The 18,444-nt window shown below is 70.9% G+C and carries 17 protein-coding genes and 1 riboswitch; of the genes, 8 read left to right on the top strand and 9 right to left on the bottom strand.

The features are described from left to right. Nucleotides 1-3: 3 nt before the first annotated feature. A complete protein-coding gene (locus V6S02_RS02635) occupies nucleotides 4-1,881 on the bottom strand; it encodes a phosphoenolpyruvate carboxykinase (GTP) (RefSeq protein ID WP_124292664.1) in 1,878 nt (625 codons plus the stop codon). A 116-nt stretch (nucleotides 1,882-1,997) separates the two neighbouring features. Between V6S02_RS02635 and V6S02_RS02630 the strand changes: the two genes are divergently transcribed. After that, nucleotides 1,998-3,461: a helix-turn-helix domain-containing protein gene (locus V6S02_RS02630; protein ID WP_336399771.1), complete on the top strand. Its 1,464-nt coding sequence runs from the start codon at nucleotides 1,998-2,000 to the stop codon at nucleotides 3,459-3,461. Nucleotides 3,462-3,473: 12 nt separating this feature from the next. Here V6S02_RS02630 and V6S02_RS02625 read toward each other — a convergent pair whose 3' ends face one another. The 3 genes from V6S02_RS02625 to V6S02_RS02615 form a co-directional block, all read right to left on the bottom strand. Beyond that, nucleotides 3,474-4,529, bottom strand: coding sequence for a winged helix DNA-binding domain-containing protein (locus tag V6S02_RS02625; protein WP_336399770.1), 1,056 nt, complete (start codon nucleotides 4,527-4,529; stop codon nucleotides 3,474-3,476). 67 nt (nucleotides 4,530-4,596) lie between these two features. Continuing rightward, the gene (locus tag V6S02_RS02620; RefSeq protein WP_124292661.1) at nucleotides 4,597-6,069 is read right to left on the bottom strand and encodes an NAD-dependent succinate-semialdehyde dehydrogenase; all 1,473 of its coding nucleotides are present in this window, start codon (nucleotides 6,067-6,069) and stop codon (nucleotides 4,597-4,599) included. A gap of 117 nt (nucleotides 6,070-6,186) precedes the next feature. Further along, entirely contained in the window at nucleotides 6,187-8,130 is a 1,944-nt protein-coding gene (locus V6S02_RS02615; protein WP_336399769.1) for an FAD-dependent monooxygenase, read from the bottom strand. 154 nt (nucleotides 8,131-8,284) lie between these two features. Between V6S02_RS02615 and V6S02_RS02610 the strand changes: the two genes are divergently transcribed. After that, nucleotides 8,285-8,992 (top strand): IclR family transcriptional regulator, encoded by a 708-nt coding sequence (locus V6S02_RS02610; protein ID WP_336399768.1) that lies wholly within the window; start codon nucleotides 8,285-8,287, stop codon nucleotides 8,990-8,992. Between the two features lie 29 nt (nucleotides 8,993-9,021). On the opposite strand, the gene V6S02_RS02605 is transcribed toward V6S02_RS02610, so the two are convergent. Continuing rightward, a complete protein-coding gene (locus tag V6S02_RS02605; RefSeq protein ID WP_336399767.1) occupies nucleotides 9,022-9,783 on the bottom strand; it encodes an enoyl-CoA hydratase/isomerase family protein in 762 nt (253 codons plus the stop codon). Nucleotides 9,784-9,848: 65 nt separating this feature from the next. On the opposite strand from V6S02_RS02605, the gene V6S02_RS02600 reads away from it, so the two are divergent. From V6S02_RS02600 to V6S02_RS02580, 5 genes are all read left to right on the top strand, one after another. Next, entirely contained in the window at nucleotides 9,849-10,646 is a 798-nt protein-coding gene (locus tag V6S02_RS02600; protein ID WP_336399766.1) for a transglutaminase-like domain-containing protein, read from the top strand. 39 nt (nucleotides 10,647-10,685) lie between these two features. Beyond that, nucleotides 10,686-11,255, top strand: a complete 570-nt coding sequence (locus tag V6S02_RS02595) for a hypothetical protein (RefSeq protein ID WP_336399765.1) — start codon at nucleotides 10,686-10,688, stop codon at nucleotides 11,253-11,255. 137 nt (nucleotides 11,256-11,392) lie between these two features. Beyond that, on the top strand, nucleotides 11,393-12,265 hold the full coding sequence (locus tag V6S02_RS02590) for an ABC transporter substrate-binding protein (protein WP_336399764.1): 873 nt from the start codon (nucleotides 11,393-11,395) through the stop codon (nucleotides 12,263-12,265). Between the two features lie 34 nt (nucleotides 12,266-12,299). Beyond that, complete coding sequence (locus V6S02_RS02585; protein ID WP_240638791.1) at nucleotides 12,300-13,151, top strand: amino acid ABC transporter permease; 852 nt, start codon at nucleotides 12,300-12,302, stop codon at nucleotides 13,149-13,151. After that, nucleotides 13,148-13,882, top strand: a complete 735-nt coding sequence (locus V6S02_RS02580; RefSeq protein WP_124292655.1) for an amino acid ABC transporter ATP-binding protein — start codon at nucleotides 13,148-13,150, stop codon at nucleotides 13,880-13,882. Before V6S02_RS02585 ends, V6S02_RS02580 begins: the two co-directional genes overlap by 4 nt. Nucleotides 13,883-13,914: 32 nt before the next feature. Here V6S02_RS02580 and V6S02_RS02575 read toward each other — a convergent pair whose 3' ends face one another. The 4 genes from V6S02_RS02575 to glyA form a co-directional block, all read right to left on the bottom strand. Beyond that, nucleotides 13,915-14,046 carry a hypothetical protein gene (locus V6S02_RS02575; protein WP_336399763.1) on the bottom strand — a complete coding sequence of 44 codons (132 nt, stop codon included), beginning with the start codon at nucleotides 14,044-14,046 and terminating at the stop codon, nucleotides 13,915-13,917. Next, complete coding sequence (locus V6S02_RS02570) at nucleotides 14,043-14,345, bottom strand: hypothetical protein (protein ID WP_124292654.1); 303 nt, start codon at nucleotides 14,343-14,345, stop codon at nucleotides 14,043-14,045. Before V6S02_RS02570 ends, V6S02_RS02575 begins: the two co-directional genes overlap by 4 nt. A 60-nt stretch (nucleotides 14,346-14,405) precedes the next feature. Beyond that, nucleotides 14,406-15,290 carry a bifunctional methylenetetrahydrofolate dehydrogenase/methenyltetrahydrofolate cyclohydrolase gene (locus tag V6S02_RS02565; RefSeq protein WP_336399762.1) on the bottom strand — a complete coding sequence of 295 codons (885 nt, stop codon included), beginning with the start codon at nucleotides 15,288-15,290 and terminating at the stop codon, nucleotides 14,406-14,408. Between the two features lie 160 nt (nucleotides 15,291-15,450). Then, complete coding sequence (gene glyA / locus V6S02_RS02560) at nucleotides 15,451-16,725, bottom strand: serine hydroxymethyltransferase (protein WP_336399760.1); 1,275 nt, start codon at nucleotides 16,723-16,725, stop codon at nucleotides 15,451-15,453. 28 nt (nucleotides 16,726-16,753) lie between these two features. Then, nucleotides 16,754-16,855, bottom strand: a riboswitch (ZMP/ZTP riboswitch). 57 nt (nucleotides 16,856-16,912) lie between these two features. On the opposite strand from glyA, the gene V6S02_RS02555 reads away from it, so the two are divergent. Next, nucleotides 16,913-18,442 carry a family 20 glycosylhydrolase gene (locus V6S02_RS02555; protein WP_336399759.1) on the top strand — a complete coding sequence of 510 codons (1,530 nt, stop codon included), beginning with the start codon at nucleotides 16,913-16,915 and terminating at the stop codon, nucleotides 18,440-18,442. The last annotated feature ends 2 nt before the right edge of the window (nucleotides 18,443-18,444 follow it).

The raw sequence follows: 18,444 nt of genomic DNA, 5'->3' as shown, positions 1-18,444 counted from the left end.
GCGTCAGGCCCGCTGGAGGCGGTAGCGCAGCGCCGCGAGCTCGGCGTACAGCGCCGCGGGAATCCGTCCCTCGAAGGTGCGGAAGAACTCGTCGGTGAGATCGGCTTCCTGGAGCCACGACTGCGGGTCGATGGCGAAGAGGCGCTCGAGGTCGTCGGCCGAGACGTCGATGCCGTCGACATCGAGGTCTTCGGTGCGCGGCAGGCGCCCGACCGGGCTGTCGACCGCGGGGACCTCGCCCTCGATTCGGCGGATGATCCAGTCGATGACCCGGGCGTTGTCGCCGAAGCCGGGCCATAGGAAGCGTCCGTCGGGGCCCTTGCGGAACCAGTTGACCTGGAAGATGCGGGGAGCGCGGTCGAAGCGGAGCTTCTGACCGACCTTCAGCCAGTGCCCGAAATAGTCGGCCATGTTGTACCCGCAGAACGGCAGCATGGCGAACGGGTCGCGGCGGAGCTCGCCGACGGTGCCCTCGGCGGCGGCGGTGCGCTCCGACGAGATCGTCGCGCCCATGAACACGCCGTGGGTCCAGTCGGTCGCCTCGACGACGAGCGGGACGTTCGTCGCCCGGCGGCCGCCGAAGAGGATCGCATCCAGCGGCACTCCCTGCGGGGCATCCCAGTCCTCGGCGATCTGGGGGCACTGGGCGGCACCGACGGTGAAGCGCGAATTGGGGTGGGCGGCGGGTCGACCGCTCTCGGGCGTCCAGGGGTTGCCCTCCCAGTCGGTGAGCTCAGCGGGCGGGGTGTCGGTCAAACCCTCCCACCAGACATCACCGTCGGGGCGGAGCGCGACGTTGGTGAAGATGGTGTTGCCCCACAGGGTCTCGACCGCGGTCACGTTGGTCGATTCGCCGGTGCCGGGCGCCACCCCGAAGAAGCCCGCCTCGGGGTTGATCGCCCAGAGGCGTCCGTCCTCGCCCGGACGGAGCCAGGCGATGTCGTCGCCGAGGGTCTCCACGCGCCATCCGGGAATGGTGGGGCGCAGCATGGCCAGGTTCGTCTTGCCGCAGGCCGAGGGGAACGCCGCGGCGACGTGGTAGGCGCGACCGGCCGGGTCGATCACGCGGATGAGCAGCATGTGCTCGGCGAGCCAGCCCTCGTCTCGGCCGATCACCGAGGCGATCCGCAGCGCGAAGCACTTCTTCGCCAGGATCGCATTGCCGCCGTACCCCGAGCCGAACGACCAGACCTCGAGGGTGTCGGGGAAGTGCACGATGTACTTCTCGTCGTTGCACGGCCACGCCACATCGGGCTCGCCGGGGCGCAGAGGAGCACCGACCGAGTGCACGGTCTTCACCCAGGGCTTCCCGGCAGCGATCTCCCGCAGCACCTGCGTGCCCACGCGGGTCATGATCCCGATGGATGCCACGGCGTACGCGCTGTCGGTCACCTGCACGCCGATGTGCGACAGCGGACCGCCGACCGGGCCCATCGAGAAGGGCACGACGTACATCGTGCGACCGCGCATCGATCCCTCGAACAGCGGCGTGATCGTCGCGCGGATCTCGGCAGGAGGGGCCCAGTTGTTCGTGGGGCCGGCGTCTTCTTCGAGCTCCGAGGCGATGAAGGTGCGCGCCTCGGTGCGCGCGACGTCGCTCGGGTGGGAGCGGGCGAGGTACGAACCCGGGCGCCACTCGGGGTTGAGCTTGATCAGCTTCCCCTCGTCGACCATCTGGCGCAGCAGCGCATCGTTCTCGCCGCGCGACCCGTCGACCCAGTGGATGCGATCGGGCTGGGTGAGAGTGGCGATCTCCTCCACCCACGCCTCCAACTCGGCCATCCCGCCGCCGATGATCGTGGGGCGGGCGCCGTACGCACGGGAGTCTCCGGCGTCCATCGCGGCGGACGCGGTACGCGAGAAGATGTCGGCGATAGCCATGGAAGCTCCCTCAGCTCGGCATGAAACCTGGTGTTCCTCCACTATCTCGGGTTGCGATACCGTGTTTAGGGGCAGCTACCGCGCAAAAATACTGATTCTTTCGCTATCCTCAAATCATGGCGCTTCCCACCGCGACCTCGACGGCACCGCTGCACCTCACGACGCTGGGCCACCGGATCCGTCACCACCGGCTCTCCCGCGGTTTCACGCTCGACGAGCTCGGAGAGCAGGTCGGCGTCGCCGGCAGCCAACTGAGCCTCATCGAGAACGGCAAGCGGGAGCCGAAGCTGTCGCTGCTGCAGGCGATCGCCGGGGCCACCGGCGTCGAGGTCACCGACCTCCTCTCCACCGAGCCGCCCAATCGACGCGCGGCGCTGGAGATCGAGCTCGCGCGCGCGCAGACGAGTCCCGTCTTCCGCCAGCTGGGGGTCGCCCCCATCAAGGTGTCGAAGTCGATGACCGATGAGACGCTCGAATCGATCCTGGCGCTGCATCGCGAACTGCAGCGTCGCGAGCGCGAGGCGATCGCCACGCCGGAGGAGGCCCGCCGGGCCAACACCGAGCTGCGGGTACGGATGCGCGACGCCGACAACTACCTCCCGGACATCGAACGCCTCGCCGAGAAGCAGCTGAAGGCCGCCGGCCACGTCTCCGGCGCCCTCACCCACCGAACCGTGAGCATCATGGCCGAGCAGCTCGGCTTCGAGCTGATCTACGTCAACGATCTGCCGCACTCGGCGCGCTCGGTCACCGACCTCGAGCACGGACGCATCTACCTGCCTCCCGCGTCGATCCCCGGCGGGCACGGCCTGCGCTCCATGGCTCTGCAGGCGATGGCGCACCGTCTGCTGGGGCACGAGCGGCCCACCGACTACGCCGACTTCCTGCAGCAGCGTCTGGAGATCAACTACTACGCCGCGTGCTGTCTCATGCCCGAAACCGCCGCCGTGTCCTTCCTCCAGCAGGCGAAGAAGGACCGCAACCTCGCCGTCGAAGACTTCCGCGATGCGTTCGGGGTGACCCACGAAGCCGCGGCGATGCGCCTGACGAACCTCCTCACCCACCATCTCGGCATCCGACTGCACTTCCTGCGGGTCGACGGCAACGGCGGGATCTCCCGCGTGTACGAGAACGACGACCTCCCGGTGCCGATGGATGTCACGGGGTCGGTCGAGGGACAGATCGTGTGCCGCCAGTGGTCAGCGCGCTCGGCGTTCGAAGAGCAGAACCGCACCACGGAGCACTACCAGTACACCGATACCCCGGCGGGCACCTTCTGGTGCTCGACGCAGACGGGCGTGACCAGCGACGGGGAGTTCTCGATCACGGTCGGCGTGCCCTTCGACGACGCCAAGTGGTTCCGCGGTCGCGAGACGGCCACGCGGGCCACCTCCACCTGCCCTGACGAGTCGTGCTGCCGCCGTCCCCCCACCGACGTCGCCTCGCGCTGGAGCGGCAAGGCCTGGCCGAGCGCGCGGGTGCACCAGCACATGTTCTCCCCTCTCCCCCGCGGCGCGTTCCCGGGAGTCGACGACACCGAGGTGTACGCCTTCCTCGAGCGGCATTCCCCGGCGGAGTAGTCCGCCTGCGGGTCATCCCGCGCGGAACGCGGTGAACCGGGCGACCGCCGCGCGCGCGTCGGCGACCGAGACGCTGTCGGCGTCGAACAGGTCGATGCCGGCCGCACCTCTGGCAGGCGTCCAGGTGCCCGCCACCCGGCCGTCGGCGATCAGCACGGCGCGGACCATGCCGTTCTTCGACGGCCCCACCCGGTCGAGATGCTGCGGCGCGCACGTGGCCGAGCGGTCGTCGTAGGAGAGGTAGTACTCGTCGAAGGGCGGCAGCGCCAGTGCGTCGTCGTACGCCGTCGCGCGGGGCGCCGCGGCGGCGTCGACGTACAGCGGCTCGGCGCCCTCGCGCCAGACCGTGACGCGATCACCGGCATCGGCGAGCGCCGCGCGGACGGCCGTGAGCGGCAGACCCGACCACCACGCCGCATCGCGTGCGGAAGCCGGCCCGTGGCCGCGGATGTAGCCGACGATCAGCTCGACGAGAGGATCGGCCGGCGTCGCGGCATCCGGCCTCAGGTCATCGACGAGGATGACGGTCTGCTCCCGTGCCGCACGGCTCGGCCGCTCCTGGACGGGCCCCAGGCACAGCACACCCGCAACGGCGAGCGCGGAGAGCAGGTGATAGCCGCGCTGTCCCGCGGTGGGAATGCCCGCGGCATCCCACGCGGCGAAGAGGTCGGCGCGGGTCATCCGCTCGTCGTCGTCGAGCGCTCGGCGCGCGGCCTGCTCGGCGCGCACCAGCACGGCGCCGTCGACCCCCTCGCGCCGGAGCACCGGGGCGGCACGGCGCTCCTGCCTCGCCCGGGTCGCCTCCAGGATCCATCGGAGGTCGGCTGCGGAGACGATGTGGAGCGTTCCGCGCATCGTCCACGAGCGCACCAGCCGGCCGCCGTCGAAGAGCGCGTCGACGGCGCAGAGCGAGGGAGCACCACGCGTGCGCGTCGCGAGCGCCCACCGGCCGCCCACGAAATCCTGCGCCTGGACCGCGAGCAGCGACCGCGCGGCGGCCTCCAGCGTCGCGGCGGGCGCGCTCAGACGGTGCGAGCGCAGGCGGCGTGCGAGCAGCGGTGACGTCATCACTCGGTCATCCTGCCCCGCGCCCCCGACACCCGGTCGCCGCCCCTTCCGAGGCGCGCCGCCGCGCTCAGGCGAACGGGTTCGGGGTGAGCGTGTACTTCGTCTGCAGGTACTCGTGGATGCCCTCGGCGCCGCCCTCGCGGCCGAGGCCCGAGAACTTCCACCCGCCGAACGGGGCGGCGGCGTTGGAGACGACCCCCATGTTCAGGCCCATCATGCCGGTCTCGAGCCGCTCGATCATGCGCTGCCCGCGGGCGAGGTTCTCGGTGTAGACGTAGGAGACCAGGCCGTACTCGGTGTCGTTGGCGATGCGGACGGCATCGTCCTCGTCGTCGAACGGGATGATGGCGAGCACCGGCCCGAAGATCTCCTCGCGGAGGATGTCGCTTCCCGGCCGCACATCCGAGACCACCGTCGGCTCGTAGAACGTTCCCGGACCGTCGACGGCCTTGCCGCCGGTGCGCAGCTCCGCACCGCGGCTCACGGCGTCGTCGACCAGGGCCGTGGCCTTGGCCACCGCGCGATCGTCGATGAGCGGGCCGATGGTGACGCCCTCCTCCGTGCCGCGACCGATGCGGAAGCCCTGCACGCGCGCGGTGACGCGACGGGCGAACTCGTCGGCGACGGAGCGGTGCACGATGAACCGGTTCGCCGCGGTGCACGCCTGACCGATGTTGCGGAACTTCGCCGCCATCGCGCCGTCGACCGCCTTGTCGAGGTCGGCGTCGTCGAAGACGACGAAGGGCGCATTGCCGCCGAGCTCCATCGAGGTGCGGAGCACGCCCTCTGCGGCCTGCTCGAGCAGCCGCTGCCCCACCGGCGTCGAACCGGTGAAGGAGAGCTTGCGCAGGCGCGGGTCGCGGATGATCGGCTCGGAGACCTTCCCCGAGCTCGACGTGGTGAGGACGTTCACGACACCCGCCGGGAGCCCGGCCTCCTCGAGCAGTTTGACGAAGAACAGCGTCGTCAGCGGCGTGAGCTCGGCGGGCTTGATGACCACGGTGCAGCCGGCGGCGAGCGCCGGGGCGATCTTGCGGGTGGCCATCGCGAGGGGGAAGTTCCACGGGGTGATGAGGTAGCAGGGACCCACCGGGTGCTGCGAGACGATCATGCGCCCGGTGCCCTCGGGGTTCGCGCCGTAGCGACCCTGCACGTGCGCGGCCTCCTCGCTGAACCAGCGGATGAACTCCCCGCCGTACACGACTTCGCCGCGCGCCTCGGCGAGGGGCTTGCCCATCTCGATCGTCATCAGGAGCGCGAGGTCCTCCTTGCGTTCCTGGACGAGGTCGAAGGTGCGACGCAGCAGTTCGGCGCGCTCGCGCGCCGGGGTGCGCGACCACTCCGGGAACGCCGCGACAGCGGCATCCAGTGCCGCTTTGCCGTCGTCGACCGAGGCGTCGGCGATCGTCTTGACCGCGTGGCCGGTGGCGGGATCGAAGACGCGGAGCGTCCGGCCCTCCGAAGCGTGCCGCCAGGACCCTCCGATGAACAGTCCATCGGGGACCTCGGCGAGCAGGGCGGCTTCACGATCGGCGGTCATGGGACTCCTCGGGATCGGGGGCGGTCGTGGTCATTGTGCCCGGCTGTCGGCGCAGGCTTCGATATACACGGCGTACAGTCGGCGCAAACGCGGTGTGCGCCGGGGCGGGCGGATGTCTCAGCGCGCCGACGTACCGGCCCCAGCGACCTCGCGCTGCGGCAGGAAGGCGCCCGAGAGGAAGGCATCGAGCTCAGCGGCCGCCCGGAGCGGCAGGACGGCGGCGACGTACTGGTCGGGACGCACCACCACGACGACGCCATCGCGCGAGAGGCCACGCTCGTCGAAGATGTCGGTGCGGGTCCAGGCGCTCGGTGCCGCCGCGAACACCTTCTCGCCGTCGACGAGGCCCAGCGGGCCGGAGCGGGGCCGGAAGATCTGGGGCACAGCGGCGAGCTCGACGTCGTCGAACGCCTGCTGGTAGATCACCTTCACGTCGAAGACGGTGTCGAGGTCGGCGCCCTCGGGCGTCAGCCGGCGCACGGGTCCGTCGGGGGCGTCCACCCGCTCCGCCCAGTCTGCGAGCGCCGAGGACTCGCCGGCGGCCGGGCGATCGGCGAAGGCGTAGATGCGCCAGCGCCCGTCGGCCTTGGCGTGGTGACCGAGGTGGACGGCGTTGCCGTCGACCACCCTCACCACCTCGGAGCTCTTGAATCGCAAGCCCACGGGGAAGCCCTCCGCCAGCGGCTGGTGCGCGCCATCCGCCACGATCGAAGACGGCGCGTAGCGAGTCATGAACCCCGACGGGAACTCGGCGGTGCCCAGGTAGTAGGTCGCGAGCTCCTGGGGGTCGGAGATCTCGGCGGGTTTGCGAGCCATGAGCGACGACCACTCCCGGTCGAAGTCGATGAGCTGCTGGGCCACGGGCTTGCGCTCGGCGTCGTAGGTACGGAGGAGGGATGCCGGAGCGAGGCCGGAGAGCACGTGACCGAGTTTCCAGCCCAGGTTGAACCCGTCCTGCATGGAGACGTTCATCCCCTGCCCGGCCTTGGCGCTGTGGGTGTGGCAGGCGTCGCCGGTGAGGAAGACGCGCGGATCGCGGTCGTCGTCGGCAGCGACGTCGTCGAAGCCGTCGGTGACCCGGTGGCCGACCTCGTAGACACTGTGCCAGGCGACCTGCTTCACCTCGATCGTGTAGGGGTGGAGGATCGCATTGGCGCGCCGGATGATCTCCTCGATCGGGGTCTCGCGGACGCGGTGGTTGTCATCGGCGGCGACCTCTCCGAGGTCGATGTACATGCGGCTGAGGTAGCCGCCCTCGCGCGGAATGTGAAGGATGTTTCCCGCCTCCGCCGCGATCGCGCATTTGATGCGCCAGTCGGGGAAGTCGGTGTCGACGAGCACGTCCATGACACCCCAGGCGTGCTGGGCGGTGCTGCCGACGTGGGTGCGCCCGATCGCCTCGCGGACGCGGCTGCGCGCGCCGTCGCATCCGACGACGTAGCGCGCTCGGATGGCGCGCTCCTCCCCCGCACGGGGGCCGGCGACGTGACGCACGCGCACCTCCACGGGGTGGTCGGTGTCGGCGCCGGGGTCGATGTCGGCATCGCGAACGGTGAGGCCGAGGAACTCCACGCCGTAGTCGGGCGCGATGCGGGCGGGGCCGAGCGCCGCGGCCTCGGCGAAGTAGTCGAGCACCCGCGCCTGGTTGACGATGAGGTGCGGGAATTCGCTGATCTTGTAGCCGTAGTCCTCGGTACGCGCGGTGCGGGTGATTCGTGACGGGTCGGTCGGGTCGGGGCCCCAGAAGTTCATCCAGCCGATGTTGTAGGCCTCGGCGATGATGCGCTCGGCGAACCCGAAGGCCTGGAAGGTCTCGACGCTCCGCGGTTGGATGCCGTCTGCCTGACCGAGCGGCAGGCGCCCGTCGCGGCGCTCGATGAGTCGGGTCGTGAGAGTCGGGAACTGCGACATCTGTGCGGCCAGGAGCATGCCCGCGGGCCCCGAGCCGACGATCAGCACGTCGACGACGTCGGGGAGATCGTCGGGCCGGTCGATCCCGGTGCCGGCGGCGGGCTGGACGCGGGGATCGCCCGAGACGTAGCCGTGGTGATGGAACTGCATGGATTCTCCTTGACGCCGATGTCCGGGCGGCGCGGCGGTGCGCTGTTGAGAAGAGTCGGTATGTTCTATATTCGAACACGCCGTTCTACTATTGAACGGATCGTATACGACGAGTCGAGGATGCGGCAAGGACCGGTCCGGGAGGGGGGCAGTCGTGACGGATGCCGCGCCGAGCGCACCCGCATCGCAGACGCTCAGCCGTGGCATCCGGGTCCTCGAGACGCTCGCCGATGCCCGGGCGCCCTTGACGATCGACGAGGTCGCCGAACGACTCGAGGTGCACCGATCGGTCGCGTACCGCCTCGTACGCACGCTCGAGCAGCACGGACTCGTCGTGCGCGAGCGCAGCGGGCGACTGACGCTGGGTGCGCGGATGGCGGCCCTCGCCGCCGGTGTCGCCCACGATCTGCAGGCCGAGGCTCTCCCCGAACTCACGGGGGTCGCGAACGACCTCGGGATGACATGCTTCCTCGCCGTCCTCGACCATGAGGAGTGCGTCACGCTCGTCAGCGTCGAACCCCGCCACTCCGTCGCCGCCGTCGCGCAGCGGCCGGGCACCCGGCATCCGGTCGGCGTCGGCGCGCCGGGCAAGGCGATTCTCGCGCAACTCCCCGAACGTGCCTGGCCGAGCGTGCCCGCCCCGGTGGCCGCCGAGATACGGGAGGCTGCTGCGCGCGGCTTCGCCACGAGCCACGACGAGGTGCTGCCGAGCGTGCATGCCGTCGCCGTGCCGCTGACGCTGCGGTCCCGACCGCCCGCGACGATCGCCGTGGTTCACGTCGCCGGCGGAACAGAGCCCTCGGTCATCGCGGCGCGCCTGGCCCGCTCCGCCGAGGCCATCCGCGACGCCCTCGGCGGCTGAGGCTGTCGTCGGGGACTGCCGGGGGCAGATCAGGCGCCGCGGAAGGTGGGCCGCCGCTTCTGCTGGAACGCGGCGAAGCCCTCGCGGTAGTCGTCGGTGGCGCGCAGCGCCTCCTGACCGGCCGTCTCGGCGGCGACCACCGCCCACAGCCGCTCGTCGCGGAGCGAGCCGATGAGGCGCTTGGACCTCAGGAACGCCTGCGTCGGACCGGATGCCGCGGCCCGGGCCTTCTCACGGGTGAACGACAGCAGGTCGGCGTCGGGGACGGCGCGGCTGAACAGTCCCGCTGCGACGGCCTCGGTGCCGCCGAGCAGGTCGCCGGTGTAGATGAGGTCGAGCGCGCGATGAGCGCCGAGCCGATCGAACAGCAACGCGTGACCGCCGGAGTCCAGCAGAGCCCCGAGCTGGGCGAACGGCGAGCCGACCTTGGCCGCCTCGCCGACGTAGACGACGTCGGTGGCGATCGCGAGGCCGAGCCCGACGCCGAGCGCCGCGCCCTGCACGGCAGCGAACGTGGGGGCGGGATGCCCCGCCATCCGTCGCATCAGCCGCTCGACGGCTCCGAGGTAGCCGGTGACGTCGTCGGTCTCGGGGTCGACGCCGGAGATGTCGCGACCCGCGCAGAACACGCGGCCCTCGCCGCGCAGCACCAGTGCGCGGGAGCCCGCGTCGGCGGCGCGTCGGTAGGCGGCATCCAGGTTCGTCAGATCGTCCAGGGTGAGCGCGTTTCGTCGTTCGGGAGCGTCGAGGACGATCTCCGCGACGCCGTCGTCGAGGGTGAGGGTGATCACCTCTCATCCGTACCACACCGTCCGCGCGGTTGTGGGCGGCGCCCGCGCCCGCGAGAGTGGAGCGCATGAAGCGGGATGTGGGCGCGAACCTGGAGCTCGAGGTCACCGAGCCGTCGGAGCTGGTGTTCTCCATCGCCGTCGCCGCCGGGGTGCCGCGCGAGCGTGAGCAGCTGAGCGTCACGATCGATGGCGAGCCGATCGAGGCGGACGAACTCTCAGACGAGCACGGCACGCGGCTGCACCGGATCGTCACGCGTCCCGGCGCCCTCGTGGTCGACTACTCGGCGACGATCGTCGGCTGGGCCGAGCCCGCCACCGCGAGCGATGCGGAGCTCGTGCGCTACCGGCGGCCGAGCCGCTACGCCGAGTCGGACGCCCTCTTCCCCACCGCCGCTGCCGAGTTCGCCGGGATCAGTGACCCGGCAGAGCTGCTCGCATCGGTGTCATCATGGGTCGGCACACGTCTGGCCTACGTCAGCGGATCGAGCCTGCCGACCGACGGCGCGATGCGCACGCTCCTTGCCCGACAGGGCGTCTGCCGCGACTTCGCCCACCTGACCGTTGCCCTGCTGCGTGCCCGGAACGTTCCGGCCCGGCTCGTCTCGGTGTACGCCCCGGGACTTCACCCGATGGACTTCCACGCCGTCGCCGAGGCTCACATCGACGGCGCCTGGTACGTCGTGGATGCGACGACCCTCGCGCCTCGCAGCACACTCGTGCGCATCGCCACCGGCCGGGACGCCGCCGACACCGCCTTCCTCACCACTATCTCCGGGGCCGTCGCGCTCGGCACCATGACGGTGACCGCCGTCGCCGACGTGCTGCCCGACGACGACCTGACCGAGCTCGTGCCCCTGCGCTGACCCGTGGCCCCCGCGAAGCGGGCGTGGCACGCTGGAGCCATGAAGACCTGGGTCGTGCGGTTCGTCTCGCTGCTGGTGTTCAACATCGCGGTGCTGCTGATGATCGGGTTCCTCACGCCCGCGCGCGTCGGGTGGGCGGCCCTGTGGGCGGGCATCGTGCTCACCGCGATCGTGATCTGGATCAAGCCGCTCCTCTCCCGATGGTTCGGCGGCATGGCGGCCCGCTCCGCCGACCGGCGGACCCGGGTGGGCGAGAAGGTCGCGGAGTTCCTCGTCGCCTTCGCGGTCGCCTTCCTCGTGTGGATCGCCACGGTGCTGCTGACCGGCGTGTCGATCGGGGGATGGTTCTGGGGGTGGCTCCTTCCTCCCGTGCTGCTCATCATCGGCTGGGCGATCTACGACGTCATCGACGATCGAGTCGAGGCGCACGCCGGCGCCCTGTACGACCGCGCCACCGGCGCGAGGTCGGCGGGCGCCGCGGCGCCGGCGGGAGCGGATGCCACGGGCCCGCGCCCCGGGGTCGGCGACTCCCGCGCCGCCGCGCAGGGGCGGAAGGAACTCCGCGACGGCCTGACCGAGGAACAGCGCCGCATGCTCGATGAGCTCTGACCCCGCCCCTCCCCGCGCGTGAAGAGCGTGTAACAAAGCGACGCGTGGCGGCGCAGCATCCGCTCTCTCGCAGGATGATGGAGGGGCGCATACCGCGGCAGCACGCGGCGCGCGACATCCCGTATCTGGAGGCAGCCATGTCCCGCACCCGTTCCCGCCTGCACCTGGCCCTGGCCGGCATCGCCGTGGCCGCCCTCGCCCTCACCGGCTGCGCCACCGGTAGCGGCGATTCCGACGCCGACACCGGTTCCGACGCGTCGTCGGCTCCGGCCGACGAGGGGTACATCACCCCCGGCAAGCTCACGATCGCCACGGGCGAGCCGGCGTACTACCCGTACGTCATCGACGACGATCCGGCCTCGGGCGAGGGTTTCGAGGCGGCGGTCGCCTACGCCGTCGCCGAGGAGCTGGGCTTCGCCCCCGAGGATGTCGAGTGGGTGCGCACCACGTTCGAAGCCGCGATCGCGCCGGGGCCGAAGGACTTCGACATCAACATCCAGCAGTACTCCATCACCCCCGAACGCGCCGAGAACGTCGACTTCTCCTCGCCGTACTACGCCGCGAGCCAGGCGATCGTCGCGATCGAAGGCAACGAGGCCGCCGAGGGCGTCACCTCGCTAGCCGACACCAAGGGTCTGCTGCTGGGCGCCATGGTCGGGTCGACCAGTGCGCAGACGATCGAAGAGGTCGTCCAGCCCGACACCCCCGCGCAGCTCTACAACACCAACGAAGACGCCAAGGCCGCCCTCGAGGCCGGCCAGATCGACGGGCTCGTGCTCGACACGCCGACGGCGTACTACGCCACCGGCGTCTACATCGACAACTCGTTCATCGTGGGCGAGCTCCCCACCGCCGGCATCCCCGACGAGTGGGGCCTGGTGCTGGCCAAGGACTCGCCGCTGACCGAGCGCGTCACCGCCGCCGTCGACGCGCTGCGCGAGAACGGAACGCTCGAGGCCATCACCCAGGAGTGGCTGGGCGAAGGTGCCGGCGTCACGCTGCTGGAGTGAAGCCCGGCCCGGAGCGGTCGGCTAGCGTCGAAGGGTGAGCGCCGACATCCATCAGCCGAGCGCGCTCGAGCTGGAGCGTCGCGCCTATCGCGCGCGCCAGTCGACCCGGTCGGTGCTGATCGCCGTCATCTCCACCGTCGTCTTCGCGGTGGCGGTCTGGCTCACCGTGGTCAACACCCCCGGGTGGGAGTCGGTCCAGCGATCGTTCTTCGACCCCGAGACCGCCATCGCCTCTCTCCCGCGCGTGTGGGAGGGGTTCCTGCTCAACCTGCAGGTGCTGGGACTCTCGGTGATCACCGTCGCGATCGGCGCGACCGTCATCGCGCTGCTTCGCACCCTGCGCGGCGCGGTGTTCTTCCCGCTCCGGGCGCTCGCGGCCGGCTACACCGACGTCTTCCGGGGCATCCCGCTGATCATCGTGCTCTACCTCGTGGGGTTCGGGATCCCGGGGCTCGTGAACGAGCGCATCCCCCCGGTCATCCTGGGTACCGCGGCGATCACGATCACCTATTCGGCGTACGTGAGCGAGGTGATCCGCGCCGGCATCGAGGCCGTGCACCCCTCGCAGCGCCTGGCCGCACGGGCGATGGGCCTCGGCTATGCCCAGTCGCTTCGCCTCGTGGTGATGCCGCAGGCGCTCCGCAAGATGACGCCCCCGCTCATGAACGACTTCGTCGCGATGCAGAAGGACGTGGGGCTCGTCTCGGTCATCGGCGCCGTCGATGCGGTTCGGGCCGCGCAGATCGAGACATCGCTGGCGTACAACTTCACCCCGTACATCGTCGCGGCGGTGCTGTTCGTGCTGCTGGCGATCCCCACCATCCGCCTCGCGGACTGGTGGACGGCACGGCTGCAGCGACGCGAGCAGATGGGATCGATCCTGTGACGGCGCTCCTGCAGGCAGACGGCATCTGGAAGTCGTTCGGAGACCGCTCGGTGCTGCGCGGCGTGGGGCTCGACCTCTCGGCGCACGAGGTGGTCGCCGTCATCGGGGCAAGCGGGTCGGGCAAGTCGACGCTGCTGCGCTGCCTGAATCTTCTCGAGACGATCGACGACGGCGTCATCCGGCTGGGTGGCGATGACATCTCCGACCCCCGCGTCGACGGCAACCGGGTGCGCGCGCGGTTCGGCGCGGTCTTCCAGCATTACAACCTCTTCCCCCACCTGTCGGTCATCGACAACGTCACCCTCGCCGCGCGGAAAGTGCACCGGATGCCGCGGCGCGACGCCGAAGCGAAGGCGATGGCCCTGCTCGAGCGCATCGGGTTGGCCGACAAGGCGCGCGAGCATCCCGACCGGCTGTCGGGCGGTCAGCAGCAGCGCGCGGCGATCGTGCGCGCCGTCGTGACCGACCCCGAGGTGCTCTTCCTCGACGAGATCACCTCGGCGCTCGACCCCGAGCTCGTCGGAGAGGTGCTCGAGCTGGTGCAGTCCCTCGCCGAGGAGGGGGCGACCATCCTCATGGCGACCCACGAGATGGCGTTCGCCCGCGATGTCGCTCACCGCGTGCTGTTCCTCGACGAGGGACGGGTGGTCGAGGAGGGGCCGCCGGATGAGGTCCTCGTCGCGCCCCGCGAGGAGCGGACGCGACGGTTCCTGTCGCGCTTCACGACCTGATCAGCCCTGGTGCGAGCCACGCCGGCCGCGCGTCAGACCGGCTCAGTGGTCCGGATGACGCCGCAGTTCACACAGGACCACGCCACGAGGAAGCGCTCGTCGTCGAGGATCTCGTACCGCAACCGGTCGCCGCAGGTCGGGCAGCGGGGCCGATCGGGGGTCACGCCGGGAGCCCGTCGCCGAAGAGGTTCCCCTGCCGCTCGAGCGACGTGATCTCGAAGCGCGTGCGGGCGACGAGCGGATAGTCCACGCTCAGCCTCGTGAGGATCACCCGGACCTGCGCCTCCACCCACGGTTGGGCCTCCAGCGCGACGCGCTCGATCTCGGTGCGCGTCCGCAGCCACACCACCGGCGTGCCATCCGGACCGGGGAGCCAGTGCGCGTCGACCACTCCCCACGCCCCCGTCGACACGACGAGGGGCATGAGCGCCCGGTCGATCGCGCGGCGCGCGGTGTCGTCCATCCCCCTACGCTAATCCGGCTCCACAGGCCGGGGTCGATGAGGAGGGGCGGATGCCGCGGCTCAGGCCTCCAGCGAGCGCTCGGCGGCCTCCACGACGTTCGTCATGAGGAGCGCGACGGTCATCGGGCCGACTCCGCCGGGGTTCGGCGACAGCCAGCCGGCGACCTCCGCGACATCGGGATGCACGTCGCCGTACACGCGCTGAGCGCCGGTCTCGGGGTCGTCCTCGCGGGTCACCCCGACGTCGAGCACGGCGGCGCCGGGCTTGACGTCCTCCGCTCGCACGAGGTGCTTGACCCCCGCGGCGGCGACGATGACGTCGGCCTGGCGGAGGAAGGACGGGATGTCAGGGGTGCCGGTGTGGGTGAGGGTGACCGTGGCGTTGATCTCGCGGCGGGTCAGGAGCAAGCCGATCGACCGCCCGATCGTCACGCCGCGGCCGACGACGACGACGTGCTTGCCCTTCAGGTCGTAGCCGTTTCGCAGCAGGAGCTCGATCACACCCCGCGGAGTGCAGGGCAGGGGCGTCGTGATCGGCGCGTTGACGTTGAGAACCAGACGGCCGAGGTTGGTCGGGTGGAGCCCGTCGGCATCTTTCGCCGGGTCGATCCGCTCGAGGACCCGGTCGGTGTCGAGGTGCTTCGGCAGCGGCAGCTGAACGATGTAGCCGTGGCATTCCGGATCGGCGTTCAACTCGTCGATGAGGGCCTCGACATCCTCCTGCGTGGCATCCGCCGGCAGCTCACGCTGGATCGAGTTCATCCCGATGCCCACCGACTGCTTGTGCTTCATGCCCACGTACAGCTGCGAGGCGGGGTCGGCGCCGACGAGCACCGTCGCGATGCCCGGGGTGACGCCCCGTGCTGTGAGCGCGGCGACCCGTTCGGTCAACTCCGCGCGGATCGCCGCAGCGGCGGCCTTGCCGTCGAGCTTCTGAGCCGTCATGTCGTCTCTCCTTCTGCGTCCCTGCGGCGAGAGTGCATCTGCGCGCCGAGAGTGCGGGGTGTGCCCGCATCCTCGGCGTCCAGATGCATTCTCGCGGGAAGGCGCGGGGCGCCGGGGGGCGGGTGCCCGGTGAGTGGGATTCCGCGGAGCGGGCCGCGGGTTACTGCGTGAGGCCGGGGTACAGCGGGAACGCGTCGGCGAGGGCGGCGACCCGCGCGCGGAGCGCCTCGACGTCGGCACCCGGCTGGAGCGCGAGGCCGATGATGTCGGCCACCTCGGTGAACTCGGCGTCACCGAACCCGCGCGTGGCGAGCGCGGGGGTGCCGATCCGCAGGCCCGAGGTCACCATCGGCGGACGCGGGTCGTTCGGCACGGCATTGCGGTTGACGGTGATCCGGATGTCGTGGAGGAGGTCCTCGGCCTGCTTGCCGTCGATCGCGGCATCGCGCAGGTCGACGAGCACGAGGTGCACGTCGGTGCCCCCCGAGCGCACCGCCACGCCGGCGGCGGCGACATCGGGCTGCATGAGCCGGTCGGCCAGGATCTTCGCGCCGCGGAGCGTCCGCTCCTGACGCTCTCGGAACTCCGGCGTCGCCGCCAGTTTGAATGCGGTCGCCTTCGCGGCGATGACGTGCATGAGAGGCCCGCCCTGCTGCCCCGGGAAGACGGCGGTGTTGATCTTCTTGGCCAGGTCGGGATCGTCGGTGAGGATGATGCCCGAGCGCGGACCGCCGATGGTCTTGTGAACGGTGGAAGACACGACGTGGGCGTGCGGGAAGGGCGAGGGGTGCACACCGGCGGCCACGAGGCCGGCGAAGTGGGCCATGTCGACCCACAGGTAGGCGCCCACCTCATCGGCGATCTCGCGGAACCGCGCGAAGTCCAGCTGACGGGGGTAGGCCGACCAGCCCGCGATGATGACCTTGGGCTTGTGCTCCACGGCGAGGCGCCGCACCTCGTCCATGTCGATCAGGGAGGTCTCGGGGTCGACGCCGTAGGCGACGATGTCGAACAGCCGACCGGAGAAGTTGATCTTCATCCCGTGTGTGAGGTGACCGCCCTGGTCGAGCGCGAGACCGAGCAGTGTGTCACCGGGGCGGGCGATCGCGTGCAGCACGGCGGCGTTCGCCGTGGCACCCGAGTGCGGCTGGACGTTGGCGAACCCGGAACCGAACAGCGCCTTCGCGCGCTCGATGGCGAGCTCCTCAGCGATGTCGACGACCTCGCAGCCGCCGTAGTAGCGGCGACCGGGGTACCCCTCGGCGTACTTGTTGGTCAGCACCGAGCCCTGGGACTGCAGCACCGAGACGGGCACGAAGTTCTCGGACGCGATCATCTCGAGGAAGCCCCGCTGGCGGTCGAGCTCGCGCTCGAGCACGTCGGCGATCTCAGGGTCGACCTCGGAGAGAGGGGCGTTGAAGATCGGATCGGACACGACGGTCTCCTTCCACAGCGGCGGATCGGACATCGGCCCAGGCGTGCGGTCGGATGCTCTGCGGTCGGACGGATGACTCCCGGTCGCTCCCCGGTGGTGTCCCACCTCAACGCCAGTCGCGACACCCCGAGCATAGTGGATCGCGAACGGTAGGCTGATCGGACCGCTTTTTGTAAAGGATCCTTACATGACGGCGATTCCGGCCCTCGTCCCCCTTCCGCGCTCCGTGGTCGCCATCGAGGGCGCCCCGTTCGTCCTGACCGCGCAGACCCCCCTGATCGCTGATCCGGATGCGGCGGCCGCGGCCCGCCGCATCCTTTCCGCCGCCACCGCGCAGGCCCTCGCTCTGCCCTCCGACGGCTCCGCTTCCTCCCTCGCGCTCACCCTCTCGCAGCGGTCCGACATCGGGCCGCTCAGCGCGTACCGGCTCGTCGCCGCCGACACCGGCGTGGAGATCTCCGCCGCCGACGCCACCGGGCTCGCCGCCGGCCTTCACACCCTTGCGCAGCTGCTCACCCCCGTCTCCGAGGGATGGCTCGTGCCCGCCATCCGCATCGACGACGCTCCCCGCTTCGCCTATCGCGGGCTCATGCTCGATGTCGCGCGCCACTTCTTCCCGGTGGCCGACGTCTGCGCCGTCATCGACCGGGCCGCGAGCCTGAAGCTCACGCACCTGCACCTCCACCTCACCGACGACCAGGGGTGGCGTCTGCAGCTGCGTGCGCACCCGGCCCTCACCGCGGCGGCGTCGGGCTCGGAGATCGGCGGCGGTCCGGGAGGTTTCTACACGCGGGAGGACTACCAGGAGATCGTCGCGTACGCCGCCGCCCGCCACCTCACCGTGGTCCCCGAGATCGATCTGCCGGGGCATACGCACGCCGTCGGCCTCGCCTACCCGCATCTCGCAGCCGACCCCGTCGTCACCCCCGAGCTCGCCGCTGAAGCCGGCACCCGCGGCGAGGCCCTCCCCGCTGCAGGGGCGCCGTACACCGGGCTCGGCGTGGGGTTCTCCTCGCTCCGCCTCGATGACGAGGCGACGTTCGACTTCGTCGCCGATGTGCTCGGGGAGCTCGCCCACCTCACGCCGGGTCCGTACCTGCACCTGGGGGGCGACGAGGCGTTCGGCACCGCCCCCGACCAGTACGACTCCTTCCTCTCGCGCGTCACGCAGCTCGTCGCCGATCTGGGCAAGGTGCCGCTGACCTGGCACGACGCGGGGCGCGCCGACGTCGCCCCCGAGACCGTGGGGCAGTACTGGGGCCTGACGACCCCCGACGCCGAGAGCGCCGACGCGGCGCGCGCCTTCGTGCGCCGCGCGAGCGGCGTCATCCTCTCCCCCGCCGACGCGGTCTACCTCGACATGAAGTACGACGGCGACACCCCCCGCGGCCTCACCTGGGCGAACGGCCCCACGAGTGTCCGGCGGGCCTACGAGTGGGATCCGGCCTCGATCATCGACGGGATCGCCGACGACGACATCGTCGGCGTCGAGGCGGCCGTGTGGACCGAGACCATCGACGACCTCGCGGGCCTGGACACCATGATGTTCCCGCGCGTGGCGGCCGCAGCCGAGGCGGCGTGGTCGGCACCGCTCGGCTCCACCCCCGAGCGCTCGTGGGAATCGTTCCGCCGCCGCGTCGGCGGACTCGGCCCGCTCTGGCGGCGACAGGGGATCGCGTTCCACCCCGACGGGGGGATCACCTGGTCGGAAGACTGACC

Source organism: Microbacterium sp. CCNWLW134 (genome assembly GCF_037083565.1).
Classification (GTDB): domain Bacteria; phylum Actinomycetota; class Actinomycetes; order Actinomycetales; family Microbacteriaceae; genus Microbacterium.
This window is presented reverse-complemented; position numbering and strand designations above follow the sequence as displayed.

What these genes read in the sequence shown, in the direction of transcription:
- V6S02_RS02635 (WP_124292664.1), bottom strand. Translation starts at nt 1,881, where the DNA reads ATGGCTATCGCCGACATCTTCTCGCGTACCGCGTCCGCCGCGATGGAC.
- V6S02_RS02630 (WP_336399771.1), top strand. Translation starts at nt 1,998, where the DNA reads ATGGCGCTTCCCACCGCGACCTCGACGGCACCGCTGCACCTCACGACG.
- V6S02_RS02625 (WP_336399770.1), bottom strand. Translation starts at nt 4,529, where the DNA reads ATGACGTCACCGCTGCTCGCACGCCGCCTGCGCTCGCACCGTCTGAGC.
- V6S02_RS02620 (WP_124292661.1), bottom strand. Translation starts at nt 6,069, where the DNA reads ATGACCGCCGATCGTGAAGCCGCCCTGCTCGCCGAGGTCCCCGATGGA.
- V6S02_RS02615 (WP_336399769.1), bottom strand. Translation starts at nt 8,130, where the DNA reads ATGCAGTTCCATCACCACGGCTACGTCTCGGGCGATCCCCGCGTCCAG.
- V6S02_RS02600 (WP_336399766.1), top strand. Translation starts at nt 9,849, where the DNA reads ATGAAGCGGGATGTGGGCGCGAACCTGGAGCTCGAGGTCACCGAGCCG.
- V6S02_RS02595 (WP_336399765.1), top strand. Translation starts at nt 10,686, where the DNA reads ATGAAGACCTGGGTCGTGCGGTTCGTCTCGCTGCTGGTGTTCAACATC.
- V6S02_RS02590 (WP_336399764.1), top strand. Translation starts at nt 11,393, where the DNA reads ATGTCCCGCACCCGTTCCCGCCTGCACCTGGCCCTGGCCGGCATCGCC.
- V6S02_RS02570 (WP_124292654.1), bottom strand. Translation starts at nt 14,345, where the DNA reads ATGGACGACACCGCGCGCCGCGCGATCGACCGGGCGCTCATGCCCCTC.
- V6S02_RS02565 (WP_336399762.1), bottom strand. Translation starts at nt 15,290, where the DNA reads ATGACGGCTCAGAAGCTCGACGGCAAGGCCGCCGCTGCGGCGATCCGC.
- V6S02_RS02555 (WP_336399759.1), top strand. Translation starts at nt 16,913, where the DNA reads ATGACGGCGATTCCGGCCCTCGTCCCCCTTCCGCGCTCCGTGGTCGCC.